Annotated in this window: 25 protein-coding genes and 1 tRNA gene; 8 read left to right on the forward strand and 18 right to left on the reverse strand. The window is 63.5% G+C overall.

Translation table 11 applies throughout. The features are described from left to right. Positions 1-477 precede the first annotated feature (477 nt). A complete protein-coding gene (dksA, locus tag Q0139_RS06465; RefSeq protein ID WP_298019327.1) occupies positions 478-843 on the forward strand; it encodes an RNA polymerase-binding protein DksA in 366 nt (121 codons plus the stop codon). Positions 844-858: 15 nt separating this feature from the next. Here the strand turns inward: dksA and Q0139_RS06470 are convergent, their stop codons facing one another. Next, positions 859-1,014, reverse strand: coding sequence for a DUF465 domain-containing protein (locus Q0139_RS06470; RefSeq protein WP_298019218.1), 156 nt, complete (start codon positions 1,012-1,014; stop codon positions 859-861). A gap of 123 nt (positions 1,015-1,137) precedes the next feature. Here Q0139_RS06470 and Q0139_RS06475 point away from each other — a divergent pair, with 123 nt between their 5' ends. After that, a complete protein-coding gene (locus Q0139_RS06475; RefSeq protein ID WP_298019220.1) occupies positions 1,138-1,335 on the forward strand; it encodes a DUF465 domain-containing protein in 198 nt (65 codons plus the stop codon). Between the two features lie 62 nt (positions 1,336-1,397). Here the strand turns inward: Q0139_RS06475 and Q0139_RS06480 are convergent, their stop codons facing one another. After that, entirely contained in the window at positions 1,398-1,865 is a 468-nt protein-coding gene (locus tag Q0139_RS06480) for an Hsp20 family protein (RefSeq protein ID WP_298019222.1), read from the reverse strand. 249 nt (positions 1,866-2,114) lie between these two features. Here Q0139_RS06480 and Q0139_RS06485 point away from each other — a divergent pair, with 249 nt between their 5' ends. Continuing rightward, complete coding sequence (locus Q0139_RS06485; RefSeq protein ID WP_298019224.1) at positions 2,115-2,573, forward strand: DUF1465 family protein; 459 nt, start codon at positions 2,115-2,117, stop codon at positions 2,571-2,573. Here the strand turns inward: Q0139_RS06485 and Q0139_RS06490 are convergent. Continuing rightward, positions 2,570-3,550 (reverse strand): nitronate monooxygenase family protein, encoded by a 981-nt coding sequence (locus Q0139_RS06490; protein ID WP_298019226.1) that lies wholly within the window; start codon positions 3,548-3,550, stop codon positions 2,570-2,572. The genes Q0139_RS06485 and Q0139_RS06490 overlap by 4 nt on opposite strands. A 127-nt stretch (positions 3,551-3,677) precedes the next feature. Continuing rightward, positions 3,678-4,364: a hypothetical protein gene (locus Q0139_RS06495; protein ID WP_298019228.1), complete on the reverse strand. Its 687-nt coding sequence runs from the start codon at positions 4,362-4,364 to the stop codon at positions 3,678-3,680. Between Q0139_RS06495 and Q0139_RS06500 the strand changes: the two genes are divergently transcribed. Continuing rightward, positions 4,356-5,120 (forward strand): sulfite exporter TauE/SafE family protein, encoded by a 765-nt coding sequence (locus Q0139_RS06500; protein WP_298019230.1) that lies wholly within the window; start codon positions 4,356-4,358, stop codon positions 5,118-5,120. The genes Q0139_RS06495 and Q0139_RS06500 overlap by 9 nt on opposite strands. Here Q0139_RS06500 and Q0139_RS06505 read toward each other — a convergent pair. From Q0139_RS06505 to Q0139_RS06540, 8 genes are all read right to left on the reverse strand, one after another. Beyond that, on the reverse strand, positions 5,117-5,464 hold the full coding sequence (locus Q0139_RS06505; RefSeq protein ID WP_298019232.1) for a hypothetical protein: 348 nt from the start codon (positions 5,462-5,464) through the stop codon (positions 5,117-5,119). The genes Q0139_RS06500 and Q0139_RS06505 overlap by 4 nt on opposite strands. Before the next feature lie 69 nt (positions 5,465-5,533). Beyond that, the gene (locus Q0139_RS06510) at positions 5,534-7,093 is read right to left on the reverse strand and encodes a TIR domain-containing protein (protein ID WP_298019235.1); all 1,560 of its coding nucleotides are present in this window, start codon (positions 7,091-7,093) and stop codon (positions 5,534-5,536) included. Positions 7,094-7,178: 85 nt separating this feature from the next. Continuing rightward, positions 7,179-7,254 (reverse strand) — tRNA-Lys (locus tag Q0139_RS06515). A gap of 123 nt (positions 7,255-7,377) precedes the next feature. Next, on the reverse strand, positions 7,378-8,490 hold the full coding sequence (rodA, locus tag Q0139_RS06520) for a rod shape-determining protein RodA (protein WP_298019239.1): 1,113 nt from the start codon (positions 8,488-8,490) through the stop codon (positions 7,378-7,380). Continuing rightward, complete coding sequence (gene mrdA, locus Q0139_RS06525; protein WP_298019242.1) at positions 8,487-10,625, reverse strand: penicillin-binding protein 2; 2,139 nt, start codon at positions 10,623-10,625, stop codon at positions 8,487-8,489. Before mrdA ends, rodA begins: the two co-directional genes overlap by 4 nt. Continuing rightward, a complete protein-coding gene (locus Q0139_RS06530; RefSeq protein WP_298019245.1) occupies positions 10,622-11,137 on the reverse strand; it encodes a rod shape-determining protein MreD in 516 nt (171 codons plus the stop codon). The genes mrdA and Q0139_RS06530 overlap by 4 nt, the downstream gene beginning before the upstream one ends. Next, entirely contained in the window at positions 11,134-12,033 is a 900-nt protein-coding gene (gene mreC, locus Q0139_RS06535) for a rod shape-determining protein MreC (protein ID WP_298019248.1), read from the reverse strand. Before mreC ends, Q0139_RS06530 begins: the two co-directional genes overlap by 4 nt. 25 nt (positions 12,034-12,058) lie before the next feature. Next, positions 12,059-13,099: a rod shape-determining protein gene (locus Q0139_RS06540; RefSeq protein WP_298019254.1), complete on the reverse strand. Its 1,041-nt coding sequence runs from the start codon at positions 13,097-13,099 to the stop codon at positions 12,059-12,061. A gap of 241 nt (positions 13,100-13,340) precedes the next feature. Between Q0139_RS06540 and mutL the strand changes: the two genes are divergently transcribed. Together mutL and Q0139_RS06550 are read left to right on the forward strand one after the other, a co-directional pair. Then, positions 13,341-15,134, forward strand: coding sequence for a DNA mismatch repair endonuclease MutL (gene mutL / locus Q0139_RS06545; RefSeq protein WP_298019331.1), 1,794 nt, complete (start codon positions 13,341-13,343; stop codon positions 15,132-15,134). A gap of 188 nt (positions 15,135-15,322) precedes the next feature. Then, on the forward strand, positions 15,323-15,601 hold the full coding sequence (locus Q0139_RS06550; RefSeq protein WP_298019257.1) for a hypothetical protein: 279 nt from the start codon (positions 15,323-15,325) through the stop codon (positions 15,599-15,601). An 86-nt stretch (positions 15,602-15,687) separates the two neighbouring features. Here the strand turns inward: Q0139_RS06550 and leuA are convergent, their stop codons facing one another. Further along, positions 15,688-17,346: a 2-isopropylmalate synthase gene (gene leuA / locus Q0139_RS06555; RefSeq protein WP_298019340.1), complete on the reverse strand. Its 1,659-nt coding sequence runs from the start codon at positions 17,344-17,346 to the stop codon at positions 15,688-15,690. Positions 17,347-17,611: 265 nt separating this feature from the next. Here leuA and Q0139_RS06560 point away from each other — a divergent pair, with 265 nt between their 5' ends. Both Q0139_RS06560 and Q0139_RS06565 read left to right on the forward strand, forming a co-directional pair. Beyond that, positions 17,612-18,262, forward strand: coding sequence for a hypothetical protein (locus tag Q0139_RS06560; RefSeq protein WP_298019260.1), 651 nt, complete (start codon positions 17,612-17,614; stop codon positions 18,260-18,262). A gap of 30 nt (positions 18,263-18,292) precedes the next feature. Then, entirely contained in the window at positions 18,293-18,880 is a 588-nt protein-coding gene (locus Q0139_RS06565; RefSeq protein ID WP_298019263.1) for a TetR/AcrR family transcriptional regulator, read from the forward strand. A 16-nt stretch (positions 18,881-18,896) separates the two neighbouring features. Here the strand turns inward: Q0139_RS06565 and Q0139_RS06570 are convergent, their stop codons facing one another. From Q0139_RS06570 to ilvB, 5 genes are all read right to left on the reverse strand, one after another. Beyond that, positions 18,897-19,250 (reverse strand): DUF2200 domain-containing protein, encoded by a 354-nt coding sequence (locus Q0139_RS06570; protein WP_298019266.1) that lies wholly within the window; start codon positions 19,248-19,250, stop codon positions 18,897-18,899. 42 nt (positions 19,251-19,292) lie between these two features. Continuing rightward, on the reverse strand, positions 19,293-20,312 hold the full coding sequence (gene ilvC / locus Q0139_RS06575; protein WP_298019273.1) for a ketol-acid reductoisomerase: 1,020 nt from the start codon (positions 20,310-20,312) through the stop codon (positions 19,293-19,295). Positions 20,313-20,316: 4 nt separating this feature from the next. Further along, entirely contained in the window at positions 20,317-20,634 is a 318-nt protein-coding gene (locus Q0139_RS06580; RefSeq protein WP_298019276.1) for a hypothetical protein, read from the reverse strand. A gap of 140 nt (positions 20,635-20,774) precedes the next feature. After that, on the reverse strand, positions 20,775-21,290 hold the full coding sequence (ilvN, locus tag Q0139_RS06585) for an acetolactate synthase small subunit (protein WP_298019279.1): 516 nt from the start codon (positions 21,288-21,290) through the stop codon (positions 20,775-20,777). Beyond that, positions 21,290-23,035, reverse strand: a complete 1,746-nt coding sequence (gene ilvB, locus Q0139_RS06590) for a biosynthetic-type acetolactate synthase large subunit (RefSeq protein ID WP_298019281.1) — start codon at positions 23,033-23,035, stop codon at positions 21,290-21,292. Before ilvB ends, ilvN begins: the two co-directional genes overlap by 1 nt. Between the last annotated feature and the right edge of the window lie 6 nt (positions 23,036-23,041).

Here is a 23,041-nt window from a genome sequence, read left to right on the forward strand (position 1 = left end):
TTCACTTCCCTTCTTGCCACCGTTTGGACCGGCCGGCGTCGCGCCGTGCCTGCATCGGTGTTCGGTGTCGTCAAAAGGCATCAAGAAGATGTTAAGCGCAATATCGTTAACCATGATTTCGCAGTTATTTCAGTTGGCTGGATGGCATACCGGCCAAGGAAGATGGTTAATGTCCCGTTGAGGGGCAGTCGGCCTATGCGTTCGTGAAGCAAGGTGATTACGATGCGCGGTTAACACGGTCGGACGGAATTCTTCCCTTCGAATCTCTTTTCGCCGATTCGCATCTTGTGCTCGGCAAACGGCGTGCGTAAGAGGCGCGCCGCCGGCCAAGGCTGCGAATGCGTTAGGAAACAACGCGATTTGCGAGGGGAGAGACGGATGGCCACTGCGTTCAGAAGCGAATCGGAAGAACGCCGCACTGTGGCCGACAATCCGCCGCCCGATCCCGATCTCGCGCTCGATTTCGATGCCCCTTTCATGGAAGAGGCGCATCAGCGCTATTTCCGCCGCAAGCTGAACGACTGGAAGGCCGAGATTCAGCGCGAACTCGATTCGACGCGCGAAGAGCTCGCCTCGGGCCCGCTCAAGGAAGCCGACGCCACCGACCGTGCGTCGAGCGAAACCGACTGGTCGATCGAGCTGCGCCGCCGCGACCGGCAGCGCAAACTGATCGCCAAGATCGACGCTGCGCTACGCCGCCTCGACAACGGCGAATATGGCTATTGCATCATCACCGGCGAACCCATTGCGCTGGCGCGGCTCGACGCGCGACCGATCGCGACGATGACCGTCGAGGCGCAGGAAAAGCATGAGCGGCGCGAGCGGCAGACCCGCGACGAATAGGACCGCGAGCCGGGATTACCCGTTCGACAGTTCTTCCTTGAGCTTCAATTTTCGTTTCTTGAGTTCCGAAATCTTCATCTGATCAGGCGAAGGCCGAAGCCGCTCTTCCTCGATTTTCGCGTCGAGACCGGCATGTTTTTGAGCAAGTGCGGAGGCATGAGCCTGTTGCATTCCTTCTCTCCTTCCTGATGAAGTGGGACGGAGAAGATAAGCCGAACGCGTTGCGTTTGTCTTCAACGAATCGACATGGCGTGCGGATATCTCCGCCAGATGTTTGGAGAGCTTGGAGCGGTCATGGAAGAAGCGATCCTGCGGGTAAGACTGGCCGCCCTGAAATCCGAGCATCGGGACCTCGACGCCGCGATCGAGGCTCTTCGCGAGACGCCGGGTTCGGACCAGCTGCGGCTGGCACGGCTCAAGAAGCGCAAATTGGCGCTGAAAGACGATATCGCGTCGATCGAGGACCGTCTTCTGCCGGACATCATCGCATAGAATCGCAAAAAAGCAGGCCCGGCTGACGCCGGACCTGCTCCTGATTACCGTAGTCGACGCGCTCAGGCGGCGTCGCGATGATCCTCGTTCGCCGCTTCGATCGTGGCGTTGCCGCCGATGGCGATCTTGCGCGGCTTCTTCTCTTCGGGAACTTCGCGCTTCAGCTCGATGTTGAGCAAGCCGTTCTCATAGCTCGCACCGTTCACCAGGATGGTGTCGGCGAGTTCGAAGCGGCGCTCGAATGCGCGTGTACCGATGCCGCGATGGATGAACTCGCGGCCTTCGTCCTGGTCGCGATTGGCGACTTCGCCGGTGACGATCAGCACATTCTCGTGGACCGTGACGTCGAGGTCGCTCTCGGCGAAACCGGCGACCGCCATCGTGATCCGATAGGTATCGTCGCCGAGCTTTTCGATATTATAGGGCGGGTAGGCATTGCCTTCGCCGCGGGTGGCCGCATCGACGAGCCGGTTCAGGTTCTCGAACCCGATCGACGAACGGAGGAGGGGAGCAAAATCCATAGTACGCATATCCAAAATCCTTTTCTTCAAGCGATTTTCATATGTTGAGTCCGCGGAGTTCCCGCGCGGCTATCCGAAAACACCCCTGAAAAGGCGGCGCTTCGAACGGTTGAGAGATGGGATTTCATACGCTGAATTCAAGAGCTGTCGCCCCGTATCGGGACATTAACCCTGAGCGCGCGAAACAGCCCGATTTCGCCGTTCTCAAGCGCATCGTCCTGTGGCATCATTGCTCGCGCAATGGGGGATGGAACAGGGATGGAAGCCCGGATTACGCCGAGGCTCGTCGATTCGCTTTATATCGAGGCGATGGTGCTGGCCGACGAGGCACGCGCCTATTTCGAGGATCATGGCACCGAGGAGCGCGATGCGCTGACGCCGGCGTTGCGCGTCGGCTATGCTGTCGAATCGTTGAAGGTGACGACGCGCATCATGCATGTCATCGCCTGGCTGCTCACCCGGCGCGGGCTTGAGGCCGGCGAAATCGATCGCGCTGCAGCGAGCCAGCCCGACCGGCGGCTCGGCGAAGCAGGGCTGAGCGATCCGGCGGTTCTGCCGCAGCTTCCCGAAGGTGCAGTCGGCCTGATCGAAGCGAGCGAAGATCTGTACGCGCGCGTCGCCAGGCTCGAACAGGATCTGCTCTCGCCGCCCGAAGAGACCCAGGCGCGCGGCAGCCCTGCGCGGAGCTTGCTGAACAGGCTCGAGCGCGCCTTCTAGGCGACGTCGCGCTGTTTGGCGGCCAGTTCGGCCTTCGCCTCTTCATATTCCGCTTCGAGCCGCGCCACGCGATCCGCGACGCTCTCGACCGCCGTGACCGCACCGATGCCCTGGCCCGACCCCCAGATATCCTTCCACGCCTTTTTCTCCTGATTGCCGCCGGAACCGAAATTCATCGTCTTCAGATCGCCCTGCGGCAGATTGTCGGGATCGAGACCCGCCTGCTCGATCGAACCGCGAAGATAATTGCCATGCACACCGGTAAAGAGGTCCGAATAGACGATATCGGCGGCGCGACCCTCGACGATGCCTTCCTTGTAACCCTGGGTCGCGGCGGCCTCTTCGGTCGCGATGAAGGCCGATCCCATATAGGCCAGATCGGCGCCCATGGCCTGCGCGCCCAGGATCGCCTTGCCCGTGCCGATGGCACCGGAAAGCAGCAGCGGCCCATCGAACCATTCGCGGATCTCGCCGACCAGCGCAAAGGGTGAGGTGACACCGGCATGGCCGCCGGCGCCGGCGGCGACGGCGATGATGCCGTCCGCGCCCTTTTCGACCGCCTTGCGCGCGAAACGATCGTTGATGATGTCGTGGAGCGTGATGCCGCCCCAATTGTGTACCGCCTGGTTGAGTTCCTCGCGGGCGCCGAGCGAGGTGATCGTGATCGGCACCTGCCATTTCTCGCAGGTCGCCAGATCCTGTTCGAGCCGGTCGTTCGAGCGATGGACGATCTGGTTGACCGCGAAAGGTGCGGCGGGCCGGTCCGGATGGTCGCGATTATGTTCGGCGAGCGCCTCGGTGATCTCGTGCAGCCATTCGTCGAGCAGCGATTGCGGCCGCGCGTTCAGCGCCGGGAAGGAGCCAACGACCCCGGCCTTGCACTGGGCGATGACGAGCGCGGGCTGCGAGATGATGAACAGCGGCGCGCCGACGAGCGGCAGGCGGAGCGGATCGAATAGGGGACTGGGTAGTGTCATACCGGTTTCCTAACGCAACCGATTGACGGGGCAAGCGGCAATATTGCCAACGAGATTGTCAGGCCCGTACGCGGCTTTCTGCACCATCGCGCCTGCACAATCCGTGAGCGAGGTCGAGAAGTGCGACTTACGGGCAGTCTTCCATGCTGTCGGTGGGGCAGAGGCGGATCGAAGCAAGAAATGCGTCGGCCCATCGTTCCTCTGTGTCGTTTGGTTCGTGCGGGATTCCAACGGTGATCATATAGAGATCCGGCGTACCATCCAACGCGAGAAAGAATGCGGCCTGATATTGGGGATTGTCTTTCGTGCGGGGGCAATCGAAGCGCATGCGGGCGGCAGGATGGCCGTCGATTTCGAAGATATGAATGTCGCCCGGAATTTCGCCGGCGCATTCTTCGGTCAAGCTCGCCTGGAGAAAGCTCAGCGTCTCTGCGGCGAGGCGCCCCTGATGCACGCGCGGCGTGGCAGTTTCGACGGTGATCATGCGTGTGAAGGTGTCTTCGCTCTCGCCGATCGGCACGTAGCGCCGCTCGCTTAGAATGTCGTGATGTTCGTGAACCAGCTCATACCCGCTCATGTCGGGCAGAATCAGACGTTCGCCGTTCCATGGAGAACTCCCGGGCTCCTGCGCGCCAAGTGGAGCGGCAAGACAGAACAGGATTGCGGCAATGGCTGCATGTTTCACGGCTGTCCCGCCTTTTTGGTTGCAGCGAGCATTATCACTTCCTGCCGCTGTCGCGAAAGCCCGAATGCATCGCCGAATTCCATTTCGACAATGGTGGCGCATCGGGATAGATGCGCTTCGGTGCTTCAACTGGCTGGCCTTTTCGCTCTGACCGCCCTGCTTTACGCGATGGTCGGCTTTGGCGGAGGATCGACGTACAACGCGCTTCTTGTCCTGAGCGGGACCGACTACCGGTTGCTCCCGGCGATCGCGCTGCTGTCCAACATCATCGTCGTCTCCGGCGGGAGCTGGCGGTTCTGGCGGGCCGGACATGTGCGGTTCGACCGGCTCTGGCCCTGGTTTCTACTGTCGATACCGGCGGCCTGGCTCGGCGGCCGGATCGCGATATCGGAAACGGTCTTCATCGGGCTGCTCGGCGGCGCGTTGTTGATCGCCGGACTGCAATTGGCCTTTGAGCGACACGCCGGAGCGGAAGCGACGGAGGGCAGGGCTTTGCCGCTGCCGCTACAGGCTGGAATCGGCGGCGGAATCGGCCTGCTTTCCGGGCTTGTCGGTATCGGAGGCGGAATATTCCTGGCACCGATCCTCTATCTGCTCCGCTGGGGCCCTGCGCGTGAAATCGCCGGTACGGCCAGCGTCTTCATCCTCGTCAATTCGCTGGCCGGTTTGACGGGGCAGCTGATGAAGCTCGATGATTTCGGCCAGGTCGAGGCGCTGCAAGACTATTGGCTGCTGTTCCCGGCTGTACTGATCGGCGGGCAGATCGGTTCGCGGATCGGCAGCACGCGGCTGCCGCCGTTGCTCGTCAAACGGATGACGGCTGTGCTGATCCTGTATGTCGCCGCGCGTCTGCTATGGCGCTGGTGGACAGCTTTGGCCGCCTAGAGCAGCCGCAACCGTCTGCCGGAATGGGATTCGACCAGCTTCGCTACGAATTCTTCGTCGAGCGGCGTCTGGAATCTCACCCCGAGATAGGCTCCATCGCCATAGACGATATCTAAACCGATCGGCTGATCGAGACCTGGTAAGGCAATGGCCAGCTGGCCGGAGCCGATCGCCATGCCACGCGCATCCAGCAGACAGCCCAAGGTCGATATGTTCCTGACGAGAACAGCATCGCCATCCTCTCCCGCGCCACTGATGCGGGCCTCCAGTTCGATTCTGGCGCGCATGGCGCCGCGTTTGTCCGGCGTATCCTCATACGCCGGAACAGCATTTGTCTGTATCATTGACACCCCCCGGTGATGTCCATGATCTAGCCCCAAAAAGTAAAGAACAGTTTGCGTGATACGAAATAATTATGGCGCACGCCAAGTGAAGCTTCCCGAATAGGTGCTGCTCGTCGGATTGCCGTTCGCATCGCGTGCCGGTGTGAAACGGGCACGGGCGCGGGCCATGTTGCAGGCACGCGCATCCAGCTGGAAATGGCCGCTCGTGCCGGTTGTGAAGCATCCGGTCGGCACGCCATCGGGACCGATGCGGAGCTGGAAGCGCGACGTGCCCGATTCGCCGTTGCGAAGAATATTGCTCGGATAATCGGATTGCGTGACCCAGGAAGCGGGATTGTTCGCAGGTCTTGGCGGTGTGGCGGCGCTGGCCGGGCTCGGCGGCGGTGGAGGCGGCGGAGCGGGTGTCGGTGTGGGGCGCGTCGTGTCGCCCTGCGGCGGACGACGCGTATCCTCAACGGGTGCGCGCGGATCGGGCCGCTGTTCGGGCGATGGCCGCGTCTCTCCCGGCAGGACTGCCGCCGGCTCGTCGCCATCGGGCTGCTGTGGCGGCAAGGGTTCGGGCGGAGGCGGAGCGGTCGAGGCGCCAAGCTGTTCGAGGCGTGCGATATAGGCGGCATCGATACAGGCGCTGTTGTCGCAGCCATCACGGCGGGCGATGAATTCGGCCTGCGCGTTTTCGAGCGCCGTGCGCGCCGCGTCGTCCGATGCAGCGGCCGTCGCCGCCTCATAGGCCGCCGCGACCTGCCGCTCGCGCGCCGCCAGTTCGGCGCTGTTGCAGATCAGTTCGTGCGCCGGGCTGGAAAGGTCCGCACAATCGACGCTCGGCGAGAGGCGGCTCGATCCGACCACTGCGTCCTCTTCGCCCTCTTCATCGCTGCCCGAAAGCAACCAGAAGAGCAGCACCAGAAGGAGCAGCGCGGCTATCCCGGCTCCGATCAGCAGCATCTTGCGCTTGTCGCCGCCCTCGCCATCGTCACCCTCCGGCTTGGCGGGCTTCGGGACGCGACGTGTCTGATCGGCAGCCGGAGTTTCGGATTTGGCGCTGATCGGCGTTGAGGAAACGGGTGGTTCAGGGTCTGGCGGCGGGGGAGGGACGGGTTTCGGCTCCGCCGGGAGCGGCGCGGGGTCGGGCTCCGGATCGGGCGGCATGATGACCGGCTGGCTCGGCGGCGGGGCAGGGGGCTCCGGCGACGTATCGGGAAGCCCGAACTGTTCCTTCACCGTGTTGACCATCCGCTCGATCGACTTGTCCTTGCCGTCGAACCAGTCGACCCATTGATAGTCGTTGAGCCAATAGGCGAGCCCGAACGCCTCGATCTCCTCGAGCCGCACGGGGTAGATCAGCTTGTCCTCGTTCTCCGCCATCATCAGTTCGCGCTTCACATGGCGCGACTGGTCCGAGCGGGAGCAGAAGAGCAGGATGATGAGGTCCGACCCGCGCACCTGTTCGATAATCGCCTGGTCGAACGGGCGGCCCGGCTGGACATCGTCGGGCGCAAGCCATCCGCCGATGCCGTTCCTGTCGAGGATGCGTTTCAACCGACGTGCGGTTTCGACCTGCGAGCTATGATGGCTGATGAACGCGACGGGACGCTTGCCGCCCGATCTCGCCGTGCCATCCCCGCTCATCGCCTTCACCCCCCTTGCGGCGTGGACTAGCGCTCGCTTGCGGCAATGCCAAGCGTGCATGGCGGTGTGCGGTTGTGAAAAGCCATGGAGGACGCGCGGGGGTTCGAACCCCGGACCCGCTGATTAAGAGTCAGCTGCTCTACCAACTGAGCTACGCGTCCATACCATGTCAGGCGTTCCGCGAGGCGCTTTCGCTTGCGGAAGGCGGGGCCACTAGCAGAAGGTTTCGCGTGCCGCAAGCGGTAGCGTTTGCGGCGCTCGACTGCCAGGTCGAGCCTGCCGTGTTATCTGGGTATCCGGTTCTCGCGGTCGAGCGACATCAGGATGCCGATGCATATCATCACCGTCATCATCGCCGATCCGCCGTGCGACACGAGGGGCAACGGGATGCCGACGACGGGTGCGAAGCCCATGACCATCATCAAATTCACCGCCACATAGAAGAAGATCGTGAAGGACAGGCCGACCGCGGTAAGCCGGGCGAAGGTCGTCTTCGATCTCTGGCCGACGCGGATGCCCCAGCGGATCAGGAGCGCGAAGCCGGCAATCAGTGCCAAACCGCCGATCATGCCGAATTCCTCGGCCATCGTCGCGAAGACGAAATCGGTATGGCCCTCGGGGAGATAGGCGAGGTGGCTCTGCGTGCCGTTCAGGAAGCCCTTGCCGAAAAATCCGCCCGATCCGATCGCGATCTTCGACTGGGTGATGTGATAACCGGTGCCCAGCGGATCGTTCTCGGGATTGAGGAAGGTCAGCACGCGGTTGCGCTGATAGTCTTCGAGCAGGAAGGTAAAGGCGAGCGGGATGAACGCGGCGAGGGCAATAAGGCCGCCGATGAAATAGCGCAGCGGCAACCCGGCGAGGAACATGACCACGATGCCGCCTGCCACCAGCGCGAGCGTCGTTCCCAGATCCGGCTGGATCACCACGAGAGCGGCGGGAAGGCCGATCAGCAGCAACGCCGGCCAGATCGCGACCAGCTTGCGCAATTCGCCCGAAGGCAGTCCGTCGTAGAATTTGGCCAGCGCGAGGATCAGCGCGGGTTTCATGATTTCGGACGGCTGGATCTGCATGAAACCGAGATTGAGCCAGCGTTGGCTGCCGCCGTTGATCTGGCCCAGTGCCTCGACACCGGCGAGGCCGAGCAATGTCGCGACATAGACCGGATAAGCGAAAAACTGCCAATGTTCCTGCCGGAGATGGGACAGGAAGATGGCCATGGCCATGAACATGCAGAAGCGGACCGCATGCGACCACGCCCAGGGCTCCGCGCTTCCCCCTGCTGCGGAATAGAGAATGGTGATGCCGAAGCCGCCGATCAGCAGGACGAGCGTAATCAGCCGCCACGGAAGATCCGCAATCGGCTGCGGGACAACGGAATCGTAATTGTTCCTCATGTCTCGCCACCGGACGGTTCTGCCGCCGGGGGCGAGGCTGGCGCGGACGGTGTAGTGGCGGCCGCCGCGCCGTCTGTGCTCGCAGGCGTTCCCGCCGGCGGCGCCGGTGCGTCGGGTGCCGGCGCCACGACAGCGGGCGGTGGGCGGGTCGGGTCCTCGCCCGGGCCCGCGTCTTGCGACGTGTCGCTTTCGGGCACTTCTACGCGAGGCAGGCTGGGCAGGGGTTCGAGGCCGTTGGCTGCGCGATAGGCGGCTTCTTCGCGCGCCATGCGCTGTCGGATATCGCCGCCCCATCCATCTTCGAGTGTCGCGAGATTTTCGAGCGCGCGTTCGCGGTCGAACATGTAGAGCATCGCGTCCTTGGCGACCGGCGAGGCGGCCCGCCCGCCGGACATGCCATGCTCCACGACGACGGCGCAGGCATATTGAGGGCCGTCCACCGGCGCGAACGAGACGAAGAGACCATGGTCGCGATAGCGCCACGGGACGCCCATGCCGCCGCGGCCGGCCGAAAGGTTGACGACCTGCGCCGTTCCCGTCTTGCCGCCAAGCCGGACATCGTCGAGACCGAGCCGCGCCCGGGGAGCCGTGCCCGCACCGTTGACGACCTCGTCCATACCGGCGCGGATCCGTGCAAGATGTTCGGGATCGACACCCTCGATCGGCGGCGCGGGTCGATTATCGCCGGCGACCATGCGCGGAACCACGGCCCGGCCCGATGCGATGCGGGCGGACAGCACCGCCTGCTGCAATGGGGTTACGAGGAGGTAGCCCTGGCCGATCGACGTGTTCAGCGTGTCGCTGTCGGTCCATTCGCGGTCGTGCCGCCGCTGGATCCAGCGGTCGTCGGGGACGGTGCCGTAATTCTGGTTCGGGAAGGGGATATCATACTCGGCGCCCAGCCCCAGCTTGCGTGCGGCCCAGGCGATCCGGCGGATGCCGACGCGGCGGCCCATCGAATAGAAATAGGTGTTGCAGGAGCGGGCAATGGCGCGGTGCAGGTTCATCGGCCCATGAACGCCAAGGCAGCCGAAGCGCCGGTTGCCGAGCGTATAACCGCCGCCGCAATAGACGATCTCTTCGGGATCGACGCCGGCGGCCAGCGTCGCCAGCGCCGTCACCGGCTTGAAGGTCGAACCGGGCGGGTACATGCCGAGCAGCGTCTTGTTGCGCAGCGGCACGCGTTCGTCCTCGGTCAGCATATTGTATTCGGGATGGCTGATGCCGTCCGAAAAGCTGTTCGGATCGAAGCACGGCATCGAGGCCATGGCGAGCACTTCGCCGGTCTGGCAGTTCATGACGACCGCGGAGCCCGATTCATTGCCGAGCCGCCGGCCGACAAACTCCTGCAGCCCCGCATCGATGGTCAGGCGGACCGGATCGCCCGGCTTGTCGGGGCGGGTCTCCAGTTCACGGACAAGCTGGCCGCGCGCCGTAACTTCGGCACGCCGTGCGCCCGGCTCGCCCCGGAGTCGCTGTTCAAAGGTCTTTTCGAGGCCGTCCTTGCCGACCTTGAAGCCGGGAAAAAGGAGCAGGGGGTTCGAGTCCTCTTCAAGATATTGCTCGCGGCTTGGCGCGCCGACATAGCCGACGAGATGACCGACCGCCGCGGCGGCGGGATAATAGCGCGAAAAGCCCTGGAGCGGCGACACGCCCGGCAGTTCGTCGAGCCGCACATTGACGGCGGCGAATTCCTCCCATTCGAGCCCCGCCTTGACCTGCACCGGCTGGGCGCCGGGAACGTTGTCGAGTTCGGTACGGATACGCAGGACTTCGTCTTCGGGCAGCGACAGCAGTTCGGCGAGCGTATTGATAACGCGGTCGCGTTCCTGCACGCGATCGGGGATCAGGTCGACGCGGAAATCCGAGCGGTTCATCGCGATGGGCCGGCCCTCGCGGTCGACGATCCAGCCGCGGCGCGGCGGGATGAGGCTGAGCTGGACGCGGTTGCTCTCGGCAAGCAGTTCCCAGCGCTCATTCTCGGCGATCGCGATCCACCCCATGCGAGCGGCAAGAAGGCCGGCAACGCCGAGCTGCGCGCCGTTCACCAGCACCGAACGGCGAGAGAACATGGTCTGACGCATCGAATCGCTGACCGATAGCGGCTGGGCTCCGTGCTTGCGCTTCCAGATCACAGCGACAGCCTCCACCGGTCGAGCCGCGCGCACAGGCGGAGCACGAGCGGGAACAGCATCACCGTGAGCAGAATTTGCGGCAGGATCGGCACCAGCGTCCACCCGCCGCCCGTAAGCGTCGTCAGGACCATCATGACCAGGATATAGAGGGTGAGGGCCGTTCCCGCCAGCAGCCAGTCCATCCAATAGTCGCGCCAGACCATGCGGTTATTAGCCAGATCGAGCACCATGAGCGCGATCGTCCATAGCATCATGCCGGCGCCGATCGGATTGCCGGAGATCAGGTCGTCGAACAGGCCGAGCGGCAAACCCGCCCATATCGGCCAGATTTCGGGGCGCAGGAACCGCCAGCCGAGGAAGATCATGATTCCCAGCGGCGGCAGGATCGGCGATTGCGCAATGATCGGGATGATCGGCAGCAACGACCCCGCGATCACGCTGGCCGACGGAATGAGGCTGAGTTGCGCGCGGATCAGGGCGACATTTTCATCCTGTCCGATAATCCGCGTCATGGGGCCTCCGCGTCGCCGGCATCTTCTGCAGGCGGCAGGCCGGTCTGCTCGGCAGCGGGTTCATAGGGGCGCTGGACGATGGCGAAATCAAGCGTCGCGGGATTGGCGAGCGGTGCGGCGAGCGCGGTGTCGCCGAAGACACGCACGACGACGGCAACGGGAATATTGGGCGGATAGATGCCGCCGGTACCGCTCGTGATCAGCACGTCGCCCCGTTCGAACGGATTGTTGCCCGCTTCGAGCGAACGGACGTCGACCCGCCCGTCGCCCCGGCCGGTGGTGAACGCAGGCTGGCCGTTCCGGGTGAGCTTGACGGGCACGACATTGGCGGTGTCGGTGAGGAGAAGGACACGCGCCGCGCTGCGGCCGGTATCGACGACGCGGCCGACCAGGCCGTCGGCGGCACGGACGGGCATGCCGACCCTGACGCCCTGATTGGCCCCGGCGAAGATCGTTGCAAAACGTCGCGCGCTCGTCGCGCTCGAATTGACGAGCCGGGCGGTCGTGACGACATTGCTTTCGCGTTCGATCAGGCCGACCAGTTCGCGCAATCGCTGGTTTTCGAGCTCCGTCGCCTGCGCCTGGATCAGACGGCGACGCGCTTCGGCGAGTTCGGCGCGCAGCTGCCGGTTCTGCCGCCCGGCCTGCCACCAGTTGCCGACATTGTCGTCGATCTGTCCGCCGCCCTGAACGGCGCCGCGCCCGGCCGAGGAGACGGGTGCGGTCACGTCGCTGACGGCGCCGCGGATCGCGGAAAAACCTTGCGGATCGGCAATCGCGATGATCACGAGACCGAGGCCGACAAGGATACCCGTAATGGCTACGACATAGCCGGCAAACAGCCCGAAGCGCGCCCGGCGCGAAAATCCGGCCCGCTTCGATCCACTGGAGGCCATATGGCCCTCTCCCCTGGCTTACGCCCTAGCCGGTCGTCAGGACGCCCCGATAGATCTCTTCCTCAAGGGCGCGGCCCGTGCCCAGCGCGACGCAGGTCAGCGGGTCCTCGGCGACGGTGACGGGAAGGCCGGTCTCGCGGCGCAACACTTCGTCCAGCCCTTCAAGCAGCGCGCCGCCGCCCGTAAGCACGATGCCCTGATCGACGATGTCGGCGGCCAGCTCGGGCTGTGTGTTTTCGAGCGCGATGCGTACGCCCTCGACGATCGTGCCGACCGGCTCGGACAGCGCTTCGGCGATCTGGCCCTGGTTGATCGAGATTTCCTTCGGCACGCCGTTCACCAGATCCCGTCCCTTGATGTGGATCGTCTGGCCCTTGCCGTCCGCCGGCATCAGCGCGACGCCGACCTCCATCTTGATCCGTTCGGCCGTGGCTTCGCCGATGAGAAGGTTATGGTTGCGGCGAATGTAGGAGCTGATCGCCTCGTCCATCTTGTCGCCGCCGGTGCGGACCGAGGTGGTGTAGGCGAGGCCGCGCAGCGAGAGCACCGCGACTTCCGTCGTACCGCCGCCGATATCGACGACCATCGACCCAATCGGTTCGGTCACGGGCATGTCGGCGCCGATCGCGGCAGCCATCGGCTCCTCAATCAGCCAGACCTGGCTGGCGCCGGCGTTGGAGGCCGCGTCGCGGATCGCGCGCCGCTCCACCTTGGTCGAACCCGAAGGCACGCAGATCACGATTTCGGGCCAGCGCGGGAAGCGGCGGGGGCCGTGCACCTTCTGGATGAAGTGCTTGATCATCTGCTCGGCGACATCGATGTCGGCGATGACGCCATCCCTGAGAGGACGGATCGCCTCGATCGCATCGGGCGTCTTGCCCATCATCACCTTGGCGTCGTCACCGACGGCGCGGACGCGCTTGACGCCGTTCTCGGTTTCGATGGCAACGACCGACGGCTCGTTCAGCACGACTCCGCGGCCCCGGACATAGACGACGGTATTCGCCGTGCCGAGATCGATCGCCATATCGTGCGACATCATTTTGAAAAGGTTCTTGAACCACATGGGGGAAAAGGTCTTCCAGAGCTTGTGCGTGAGGGGTGGGAATCGACCGTCAGGCGGCCTTGCGTCACCACATAGCGATAATCGGCGGATTTGCGAGTATTATTTCGATTCGCGCTGGGGGTAATCCGCGCTTTCCCGCGCCGGCGAAACGGCCTGTCGCGATGCGGCCTGAATGGCCGCCGTGGTGCAACATGTGGATGCCATGCTCGCCCGGCGGAACAGCCTCGGATATGATCTTCCGATGCCCATTCGCCGCCTTCCCGAACATCTGGTCAACCGCATCGCCGCGGGCGAGGTTGTCGAGCGCCCGTCCAGCGCGGTGAAGGAACTGGTCGAGAACGCTATCGATGCGGGCGCCGGGCAGATCACGATCCGACTCGCAAATGGCGGTATCGACCGGATCGAAGTGACCGACGATGGTTGCGGGATGGACCGCGACGAAATGGCGCTGGCGCTCGAACGGCATGCGACATCGAAACTGCCCGATGAAGCAATCGAGGCGGTCTCGACGCTCGGCTTTCGCGGGGAGGCGCTGCCCTCGATTGCGAGCGTGGCGAAATTGACGCTGGAGAGCCGCGTCCGGGGTGCCGACGGCTGGTCAAGGGTCGTCGACAATGGCGAACTCGCGGGAGAGGGGCCTGCTGCGCTGCCGCCCGGCACCCGGATCATCGTCGAGAACCTGTTCGCCAAGGTGCCCGCGCGCCGCAAGTTTCTGCGCACGCCGCGATCCGAATATGCCGCGATCGCAGACGTCGTGCGGCGGCTGGCGATGGCGCGGCCCGATATTGGCTTCACGCTCGAGCATGACGGGCGCAAGAATATTGCGGTGCAGCCGGGCGAGGACGGGCCGTCGCGCGTAGCAGCACTGACGAGCCGCGAACTGGCGGACAACCATGTCGGCGTCGATTACCGGCGTGAAGATCTGCATTTGGAAGGATTGGCGAGCCTGCCGACCTTCAATCGGGGCGTCGCGGACCACCAATATTTGTTCGTCAACGGCCGGCCGGTGAAGGACCGGCTGCTGATCGGCGCGGTGCGCGGCGCCTATCAGGACCTGCTGGCGCGCGACCGGCATCCGGTGCTCGCGCTGTTCCTGACGGTTCCGAGCGACCGAATCGACGTCAACGTCCACCCGGCGAAGACCGAGGTGCGCTTCCGCGATCCCGGCGGGGTGCGCGGGCTGATCGTCGGCGGCTTGCGCCACGCGCTCGACGAGGCGGGTTTCCGCAGCGTGCAACGGCCCAGCGCGGGCGCACTCGGCAACTGGCAGGCCGAAGCTGTGAACGATCCGGGCGCAATGCCGCAGATGCGCCAGTCGCTGCCGCAACGGTCCAACTACAGCTTCGCCGCCGCGCCGTCGGGCCAGGCGAGCGTCTGGGAAAGCGCTGCCGAATTTGCCCCCGCGCCCGAAGGCCGGCGCGATGAGACGCCGCAACCGCCCGAACCCGCCGCCCGCTACCCGCTCGGCATCGCGCGTGGACAGGTCGACAAGACCTATATCGTCGCCGAGGCCGAGGACGGGCTTGTGATCGTCGACCAGCACGCGGCGCATGAACGGCTGGTGCTCGAACGGATGAACCGGGCGATGGCGAATGGCGGCGTCGCGAAACAGGGATTGCTCGTCCCCGAGGTCGTCGAGCTCGACGAGACGGCCTGCGACGCGCTCGAGGAGCGCGCCGGGGAGCTAGCCGAACTCGGCCTCGAACTCGAACGCTTCGGCCCCAAGGCGATGCTCGTACGCTCGACTCCGGCGATGCTCGGCGCGGGCGATGTGAAAGGCCTCGTCACCGACCTCGCCGACGAAATCGCGGCCTATGATCAGGCGCTGAGCCTCAAGGAAAGGCTCGACCATGTCGCCGCGACCATGGCCTGCCACGGCTCGGTCCGCGCCGGCCGCATGCTCTCCACCGCCGAGATGAACGCCCTGCTCCGCGAAATGGAAGCGACCCCGCATTCCGGCCAGTGCAATCACGGCCGCCCGACCTGGGTGAAGCTGGGCCATGGCGATATCGAAAAGCTGTTCGGGCGGAAGTGATGGGCGATATTGCTCACCTTCTTCCTGAAATGGCCGAATGGCAGCCGAAAATGAACGCGCGATAATGGGTTTCCACCGAGCTTACTTCTGGTGCAGCAGTTGCGTTTTCCGAGATATTTTGGCCCAAATTTTCAGAATATGAAGGCCATGTTTTCATCGCAACTTATGCTCTAAGCCACGTCAGGGAATTGAAGGAGCGAGGCTTAGGTCAACGCGATACCGAAAAATTCGTCAACTGGATCTATGTCAACGAATATCTGTTCCGCGATGGCGAGGAGATGTCCGCTGCCGATGAAAGGCGCGATTTGTTCGATGCGCGCTGTCGATACATCGGCAAAATCTTGAAAGACATATATGCATTCAAACTGGCCAGAGACTTTCCCCACTTACAGTTCGTCGTGAGCTTGGAGGACGGTTCTGACACCGAAGGTGAAGTGTCGCTGACATTTTGGCAAACGGATAAATAACAAATGCCAGTATTCCCGCTTAGGCAGGAACCCAGAGCTACTAGCGATACAATGCGCTGCCTTGGTTTCCCGCCTTCGCGGGAATACTAGAGGCCATTCACCGCACTCAAAACCGCCCGGACGCTCGCCGTCGCCACGTCACGGCTGATGCCGACGCCGAAGACGGTGTTTCCTTCGCCGTCGGTGCATTCGACATAGGCGGCCGCGCGGGCGTCGGAGCCGTGGCCGATGGCGTGTTCGTCATAGGCCTGGACGTCGAGCGCGATGCCCCATTCGTCGCGGATCGCGGCGAGGACCGAGGAGATCAGGCCGTTGCCGCGGCCCGAGACCGAGCGTTCCTCGCCGGCGTGGCGGATCGTGCCGGTGAAGACGCGGTCGCCGCCGGCGCGGGTCTCGTGATAGTCGATCAGTTCGTACGACTGCCCGCCGGCAAGGCCGTAATGCGCCTCGAATGCCTTCCAGATATCCTCGGCGTTGAGCTCGCGGCTGGTCTCATCGGCGAGTTCCTGCACGACATGGCTAAAGCTCGCCTGCAGGCGTTTGGGAAGCTTAAGCCCGCGATCCTGTTCGAGCACCCAGGCGACGCCGCCCTTGCCCGACTGGCTGTTGACGCGGATCACCGCCTCGTAATCGCTGCCGATATCGCGCGGATCGAGCGGGAGATAGGGGACCTCCCAATACTCGTCGTTCTTGGCCTCCTGCGCGGCGAATCCCTTTTTGATCGCGTCCTGGTGCGAACCCGAGAATGCCGTGAAGACGAGATCGCCGCCATAGGGATGACGCGGGTGAACCGGGATCTGGTTGCAATATTCGACGGTGCTGCGGATCTCGGCGATGTCGGAGAAATCGAGACCGGGATGGACGCCCTGGCTGTACATATTGAGCCCCATCGTCACGAGGTCGCAATTGCCCGTACGTTCGCCATTGCCGAACAGGCAGCCTTCGACGCGGTCCGCGCCCGCCATCAGACCGAGTTCGGCCGCCGCGATGCCGGTACCGCGGTCGTTATGCGTGTGCAGCGAGATGACGACGCTGTCGCGGCGCGAGATGTGTCGCCCGAAATATTCGATCTGGTCGGCATAGATGTTGGGCGTCGCCGCCTCGACCGTCGCCGGTAGGTTCAGGATCAGCGGGTGATCGGGACTCGGATCGACGATCGCGATGACTTCGTCGCAGATGCGGACGCTGAGATCGATTTCGGCGGTGCTGAAGGTTTCGGGCGAATATTCGAAATGCCAGTCGGTCTCGGGATATTTCGCCGCCTGTTCGACGAGCTTCTCGGCGCCGCGCCGGGCGATGTCGATCACGCCCTCCTCGTCCATCTGGAAGACGATCTTGCGCCAGGCGGGCGAGATCGCGTTGTAGAGGTGAACGATCGCTTGTTTGGCGCCGGCCATCGAAGCGAAGGTTGTCTCGATCAGATCGCCGCGCGATTGCGTCAGCCCCTGGATGATCACATCGTCCGGGATATGTCCGCCATCGACCAGACTCCGGATGAAATCGAAATCGGTGGCGCCCGAGGCGGGGAAGCCGACCTCGATCTCCTTCAAGCCGACCTTGACGAGCAGATCGAAGAAGCGGCGCTTCTTCTCTGCATTCATCGGATCGATCAGCGCCTGGTTGCCGTCGCGCAGATCGGTCGAGAGCCAGCGCGGCGGCGCCGTGATCGTTTGCGACGGCCATTGCCGATCGGGCAGGTCGATCTGCGGAATGGGTCGGTATTTGGTCGAGGGGTCTTGCAACATGGGCATGGCTGTTCGCCTTAAGCTTCTTCGTGGATGTGGGTAGTGGGAGCCCTTAGGCCGTGTGTGCCGCGCACGGCACGAAAGGCACGCCTAAGGGCGTGTAAGTCGAAGAAGCAGGGCGAGCCGTGCGGTCATGCGGTGCAGTTTAGACAGGCTTTGGTTAACAAGTCCAGCCGCTTAGGCACGGAGGCGATCGATAAAATAATTGACTCAGTCTAAAAATCTGGTCACCAAGATGACGAATGGTCATTTGCCGGAGCCTATGATGACCCATGTGAAGTCGAACCGCCTGCTGATCGTCATCGGCATTACTTTTCTCGCCTATGCGATTGCGGGAAATTATGTCGCGCTGCCCGGCTATTTGCGGTTTCTCGAACGCGGGGGCACGTCTGAGGCGGGACGGGATTTCGATATGGCTGTCGCGATCGGTGCGGCGAAGACGATCCTCTGGATGCTATCCTTTCAAATCGGCGTGTTCTGCCTCGCGGTCGCGCATGCACGGCGCAATGGGCTGGCGACGCGACCCTTGGCGATCGGATTGTTGGTCTGGATCGCGCTTTGGACCTGGCCGTCGCTGCCGGCGCCGGGCGCATGGTTCTATATCGGCTTCGGCAGCATCGTCATGACGCTTCTCGCGCTGGCGATCCTCATGCCCGCCGCGCCGGGCGACAACCGCGCGCGGCGGACGCTGTTTGTCGCATCGATCGTCTTCTTCGCCTTCGCGACCTGGGAAGTGTGCGGACTCGGCAGCACCGGGCGCATGCTGCACCCCGAACAGGGGGCGACGCCGATGGCGCATAACATCCTCGTTACGCAGAGCAGCAAGCTGATGATCGAGTTCCTGATCGCCTGGGCGTTGCTGCTGGCGAGCAAGGCGTTACCGGGCTGGGACGCGCGAAGTCGCCGGTCGGCGTGAATGGGTGTGCGCGAGGCGAAGCGTGCCGCGATGCGCGCACGGATCTTGGATATCTGCGGCGAACTGTTCCGCGAGCTGGGTTTCGATGCGACGAGCATCGACGATATCGTCGAGCGATGCGGCATCAGCCGGCAGACCTTTTTCAACTATTTTCCCGGCAAGGACGCGGTTCTCGGAGAGCTGGGGCTTCGCTGGCTGGAATCGCAGGTCGTTGCGCCGCGCGCGGGGGCGGACGGGGCGGGGCATGGGGGCGTGCTCACCGGGATGCGATCGGCCATTGCCGCGCAGGCGCGGGCGATCGAGGCCGAGGCCGATTTCCTGCGGTTGGTCGTGACACGATCGCAAATCTTCGGCGCTCTGCAGGGCCGTGTCTCGGATCAGCGACGGGAAAAGATCGACAATCTGTTCGATGCGATTGCCGGGGTGATCGCGCTGGGCCAGTCGAACGGCGAAATCTCGGCGAACTTCGATCCGCGCGTTGCAGCCGAAACGATCGTCTCGACGATGTTCATGGCCGTCCGCCTCTGGGCGACCGAGCATTGGGACGATGACGTTCCGCTCGAGGCGCGAATGATGCGCGCGCTCGATGTCATCGAAACCGGTTTGCGCGTCCGTTGATTGCCGAATCAGCCCGCTAGGGCGTCCGCAGGATCTTCTCCATCGCTTTGCCTTTGGCCAGTTCGTCGATCATCTTGTCGAGATAGCGGATCTCGCGCATCGTCGGTTCCTCAACCTCTTCGACACGGACCCCGCATACCACGCCCTTGATCAGTTCCCGGTCGGGATTCATCGCGGGGGCATCGGCGAAGAAGGTTTCGAAGTCGGTTTTGTCGCCAATCTTCATTTCCAGCGCGGACTGGCTGTAGCCGGTCTGCCACCGAATGATCTCATCGACCTCGGCCTTGGTGCGTCCCTTCTTTTCCGCCTTGTTGATATAGTGCGGGTAAACGCTGCCGAAGCTCGTCGTGTAGATGCGGTGCTTTGCCATGATGCCGTCTTCCTCTCGATCGTTCGCGGCATAGCACAAAGCCTAGTTCTTTTCCTTGTCGACGAGCTTGTTCTTGCCGATCCAGGGCATCATCGCGCGGAGTTCCTCGCCGACGGTTTCGATCTGGTGTGCGGCCTGCAGCTTGCGCGCCGCTTTCATCTCGGGGTTGCCGGCGCGGTTGTCGGCGATGAAGCGCTGGACGAACTTCCCCTTCTGGATGTCGTCGAGCACGCGCTTCATTTCCGCCTTTGTTTCCTCGGTAATGACGCGCGGCCCGGTGTGATAGTCGCCATATTCGGCGGTGTTCGAGATCGAATAGCGCATGTTGGCGATGCCGCCTTCGTACATCAGGTCGACGATCAGCTTCACCTCGTGCAGGCACTCGAAATAGGCCATCTCGGGCGCATAGCCCGCCTCGGTGAGAGTTTCGAAGCCCGCCATGACGAGGCTGGTGAGGCCGCCGCACAGCACCGCTTGCTCGCCGAACAGATCGGTCTCGCATTCCTCGCGGAAGGTCGTCTCGATGACGCCCGAACGCCCGCCGCCGACGCCGCTCGCATAGGCGAGGCAGACATCGTGCGCGTTGCCGGTTGCATCCTGCGCGATCGCCATCAGGCAGGGGACGCCGCCGCCGCGCTCATATTCGGCGCGGACCGTGTGGCCCGGGCCCTTGGGCGCGACCATGATGACGTCGATATCTTCGCGCGGCTCGATCAGCCCGAAATGGATGTTGAGGCCATGGGCGAAGGCGAGGGCGGCACCCTCCTTCATATTCGCGTGCAGGTCGTCGGCATAGATCGCGGCCTGGTGTTCGTCCGGTGCGAGCATCATCAGGATATCGGCCCAACCGGCGGCTTCGGCGGCGGTCATGACCTTGAAGTCGGCGGCCTCGGCCTTTTTGCGCGTGGAGGACCCTTCACGCAGCGCTACGGCCACGTCCTTCACCCCGCTGTCGCGCAGGTTTTGCGCATGGGCGTGGCCCTGGCTGCCATAGCCGATGATGGCAATTTTCTTGTCGGCGATCAGACCCGGATCGGCATCGGCATCGTAAAAGACGCGCATGGTTTCAAGCTCCCTGTTGTTGGCGTGCCGGACGATGGAACCAGTCGGAAATCCGCGTCCAGTAATGCGAAAGAATGTAGATGGTGACGGGCACGGCGAGGCCGATGGCGATCCACCATGGCCAGCCCCAGACGGTGTCGGCGCCATACCAGGCTGCCAGCGGCAGCAGCGGCCACAGCCGAACCAGGATGATCGCGGCGAAGGCGCCGAGTGCGAGTGCCCAATGCATCTCGCGCTCGAGGCCCATGATCACGGCCGACCCGAAGGTCACGAAATAGACGAAGGCGATCACGATCGCGAGGATGCTGATGACTTCACGCATGGCCTAGATGATCGGCTTAGGGCCGGTACCCCATTTTTCCGTTTGGGCTGAGCTTGTCGAAGCCCTGCCTTCCATTTTGGCGCGATATGAAAAAGGCAGCCCTTCGACAAGCTCAGGGCAAATGGGGCAGGGGGCGGGCATCAGCTTGCTTCCTTGCCGCGGCCAATGGCGACGACGCCAGTGCGCGCGACTTCGACGAGGCCGACTTCGCGCATCAGTTCGATGAAGCTGTCGACCTTTTCGCTGGCGCCTGTGACCTCAAAGACGAAGCTTTCGGTGGTCGAATCGACGACGCGCGCACGGAAGACATCGGCAAGCCGCAGCGCCTCGATCCGATGCTCGCCAGTGCCGGCGACCTTCACCAGCGCCAAATCGCGTTCGACATGCGGGCCGAGTTCGGTGAGGTCGGTGACGCGGTAGACGGGCGGCATCCGTTCGGTCTGCGTGATGATCTGCTCGATCACGTTTTGGGAGCCGGTGGTGACGATCGTGATGCGGCTGACCGAACTGTCTTCACTGACATCGGTGACCGTAAGGCTCTCGATATTATAGCCCCGCGCGGTGAACATGCCGGCGATGCGGGCGAGGATGCCCGGTTCGTTGTCGACGAGGATCGAGAGCGTGTGCGGCGCGGTATCGGGGCTGCGGATTTTCATCAGACGAGCGCCTTTGCTTCGTCGTCCATCGTACCCGACACCTCGTTCGCCTGCAGGATCATCTCGGTATGCGCCGCCCCGCTCGGGATCATCGGGAAGCAGTTGGCGAGCTTGGAGACATGGCAGTCGACCAGCACCGGGCCGTCATGCGCCAGCATCTCGCCGATGCCGGGCTCCAGCTCCTGCTTGCCCTCGATACGAATACCCTTCCAGCCATAGGCTTCGGCGAGCGCGACAAAGTCGGGCAGCGCGTCCGAATAGCTTTCCGAATAGCGGCTCGAATAGGTCAGTTCCTGCCACTGGCGGACCATGCCCATATATTCGTTGTTCAGAATGAAGATCTTGACCGGCAGGCGATACTGGCTCGCCGTGCCCAGCTCCTGAATGTTCATCTGGATTGAGGCTTCGCCGGCGATGTCGATGACGAGCGCGTTGGGGAAGGCGATCTGCGCGCCGATGGCCGCGGGCAAGCCATAGCCCATCGTGCCGAGTCCGCCCGACGTCAGCCATTTATTGGGCGCGTCGAAGCCGAAATGCTGGGCCGCCCACATCTGGTGCTGGCCGACTTCGGTCGAGATGATCGGCTTCCTATCCTTTGTCGCCTCGAACAGCGCACGGATCGCGCGTTGCGGCATGATCTCGTCGCCATCCTCGGGGAAATCGAGGCAGCGGGTGGCGCGCCAGCCCTCGATCCGGCGCCACCAGTCGCCCAGATCGCGCTTCTTGTGCTGCTTCGCCTTCCAGATCTTGGCCATGTCCTCCATGGCGCGGCCCGCATCGCCGACGATGGGCAGGTCGACCGAGACGTTCTTGTTGATCGAGCTGCGGTCGATATCGATGTGGATTTTCTTCGCTTCCGGCGCGAACGCATCGAGCCGGCCCGTCACGCGATCGTCGAAGCGCGCGCCGATGGCGACGATCAGGTCGGCTCGGTTCATCGCCATATTCGCTTCATAGGTACCGTGCATGCCGAGCATACCGAGCCATTCGGGCGCCGTCGCCGGGAGGGCGCCGAGCCCCATCAGTGTCGACGTAACGGGCGCGCCGGTCAGCCGCACGAGCTCCCGCAGCATCTGGCTGGCGCCCGGCCCGGCATTGATGATGCCGCCGCCGGTGTAAAAAATCGGCCGCTCGGCCTCGGCGAGCATTTCCACGGCCTGTTCAATCAGCTTGGTGTCGGGCTTGTCGCGCGGAACATAGGCCTTGTGTGCGATCGGCCCCGATTTGCGATAGGTTCCGCTCGCAACCTGCACGTCCTTGGGGATGTCGACAACGACCGGACCTGGACGTCCAGTGGTGGCGATGAAAAAGGCTTCCTGGATCGTCGATCCGACCTTGTCCGGGTCCTTCACCAGATAATTGTGCTTGGTGCAGTGGCGGGTGATCCCGACCGTGTCGGCCTCCTGAAAGGCATCGGTACCGATCAGATGCGTCGCGACCTGACCGGTGATGACGACCATCGGGATCGAATCCATCAGTGCGTCCGTGATTCCGGTAACCGCGTTCGTCGCGCCCGGGCCGGATGTGACCAGCACGACGCCGGGCTTGCCGGTGGCGCGTGCATAGCCTTCGGCTGCGTGGGCTGCGCCCTGTTCATGGCGGCAGAGAATGTGCCGGATCTTCTTCTGCCCGAACAATGTATCATAGATCGGCAGCACGGCGCCGCCCGGATAGCCGAATACGATCTCGACGCCGCAATCGACGAGCGCTTCGACCAATATTTCCGAGCCGCTTTTCTCGGCCATTATGTA

Origin of the sequence: uncultured Parasphingopyxis sp. (assembly GCF_937129435.1) — a bacterium.
Taxonomy (GTDB): domain Bacteria; phylum Pseudomonadota; class Alphaproteobacteria; order Sphingomonadales; family Sphingomonadaceae; genus Parasphingopyxis.

Excerpts from the sequence above, each read along its gene's own strand:
- Q0139_RS06490 (WP_298019226.1), bottom strand. The coding sequence starts at position 3,550 with ATGACACTACCCAGTCCCCTATTCGATCCGCTCCGCCTGCCGCTCGTC.
- Q0139_RS06480 (WP_298019222.1), bottom strand. The coding sequence starts at position 1,865 with ATGCGTACTATGGATTTTGCTCCCCTCCTCCGTTCGTCGATCGGGTTC.
- ilvN (WP_298019279.1), bottom strand. The coding sequence starts at position 21,290 with ATGAAAATCCGCAGCCCCGATACCGCGCCGCACACGCTCTCGATCCTC.
- Q0139_RS06505 (WP_298019232.1), bottom strand. The coding sequence starts at position 5,464 with ATGATACAGACAAATGCTGTTCCGGCGTATGAGGATACGCCGGACAAA.
- ilvC (WP_298019273.1), bottom strand. The coding sequence starts at position 20,312 with ATGCGCGTCTTTTACGATGCCGATGCCGATCCGGGTCTGATCGCCGAC.
- rodA (WP_298019239.1), bottom strand. The coding sequence starts at position 8,490 with ATGAGGAACAATTACGATTCCGTTGTCCCGCAGCCGATTGCGGATCTT.
- ilvB (WP_298019281.1), bottom strand. The coding sequence starts at position 23,035 with ATGGCCGAGAAAAGCGGCTCGGAAATATTGGTCGAAGCGCTCGTCGAT.
- Q0139_RS06580 (WP_298019276.1), bottom strand. The coding sequence starts at position 20,634 with ATGCGTGAAGTCATCAGCATCCTCGCGATCGTGATCGCCTTCGTCTAT.
- Q0139_RS06565 (WP_298019263.1), top strand. The coding sequence starts at position 18,293 with ATGCGCGCACGGATCTTGGATATCTGCGGCGAACTGTTCCGCGAGCTG.
- Q0139_RS06560 (WP_298019260.1), top strand. The coding sequence starts at position 17,612 with ATGACCCATGTGAAGTCGAACCGCCTGCTGATCGTCATCGGCATTACT.
- dksA (WP_298019327.1), top strand. The coding sequence starts at position 478 with ATGGAAGAGGCGCATCAGCGCTATTTCCGCCGCAAGCTGAACGACTGG.
- Q0139_RS06570 (WP_298019266.1), bottom strand. The coding sequence starts at position 19,250 with ATGGCAAAGCACCGCATCTACACGACGAGCTTCGGCAGCGTTTACCCG.
- leuA (WP_298019340.1), bottom strand. The coding sequence starts at position 17,346 with ATGTTGCAAGACCCCTCGACCAAATACCGACCCATTCCGCAGATCGAC.
- Q0139_RS06470 (WP_298019218.1), bottom strand. The coding sequence starts at position 1,014 with ATGCAACAGGCTCATGCCTCCGCACTTGCTCAAAAACATGCCGGTCTC.
- Q0139_RS06475 (WP_298019220.1), top strand. The coding sequence starts at position 1,138 with ATGGAAGAAGCGATCCTGCGGGTAAGACTGGCCGCCCTGAAATCCGAG.
- mreC (WP_298019248.1), bottom strand. The coding sequence starts at position 12,033 with ATGGCCTCCAGTGGATCGAAGCGGGCCGGATTTTCGCGCCGGGCGCGC.
- Q0139_RS06540 (WP_298019254.1), bottom strand. The coding sequence starts at position 13,099 with ATGTGGTTCAAGAACCTTTTCAAAATGATGTCGCACGATATGGCGATC.
- mutL (WP_298019331.1), top strand. The coding sequence starts at position 13,341 with ATGCCCATTCGCCGCCTTCCCGAACATCTGGTCAACCGCATCGCCGCG.
- Q0139_RS06510 (WP_298019235.1), bottom strand. The coding sequence starts at position 7,093 with ATGAGCGGGGATGGCACGGCGAGATCGGGCGGCAAGCGTCCCGTCGCG.
- Q0139_RS06530 (WP_298019245.1), bottom strand. The coding sequence starts at position 11,137 with ATGACGCGGATTATCGGACAGGATGAAAATGTCGCCCTGATCCGCGCG.
- Q0139_RS06485 (WP_298019224.1), top strand. The coding sequence starts at position 2,115 with ATGGAAGCCCGGATTACGCCGAGGCTCGTCGATTCGCTTTATATCGAG.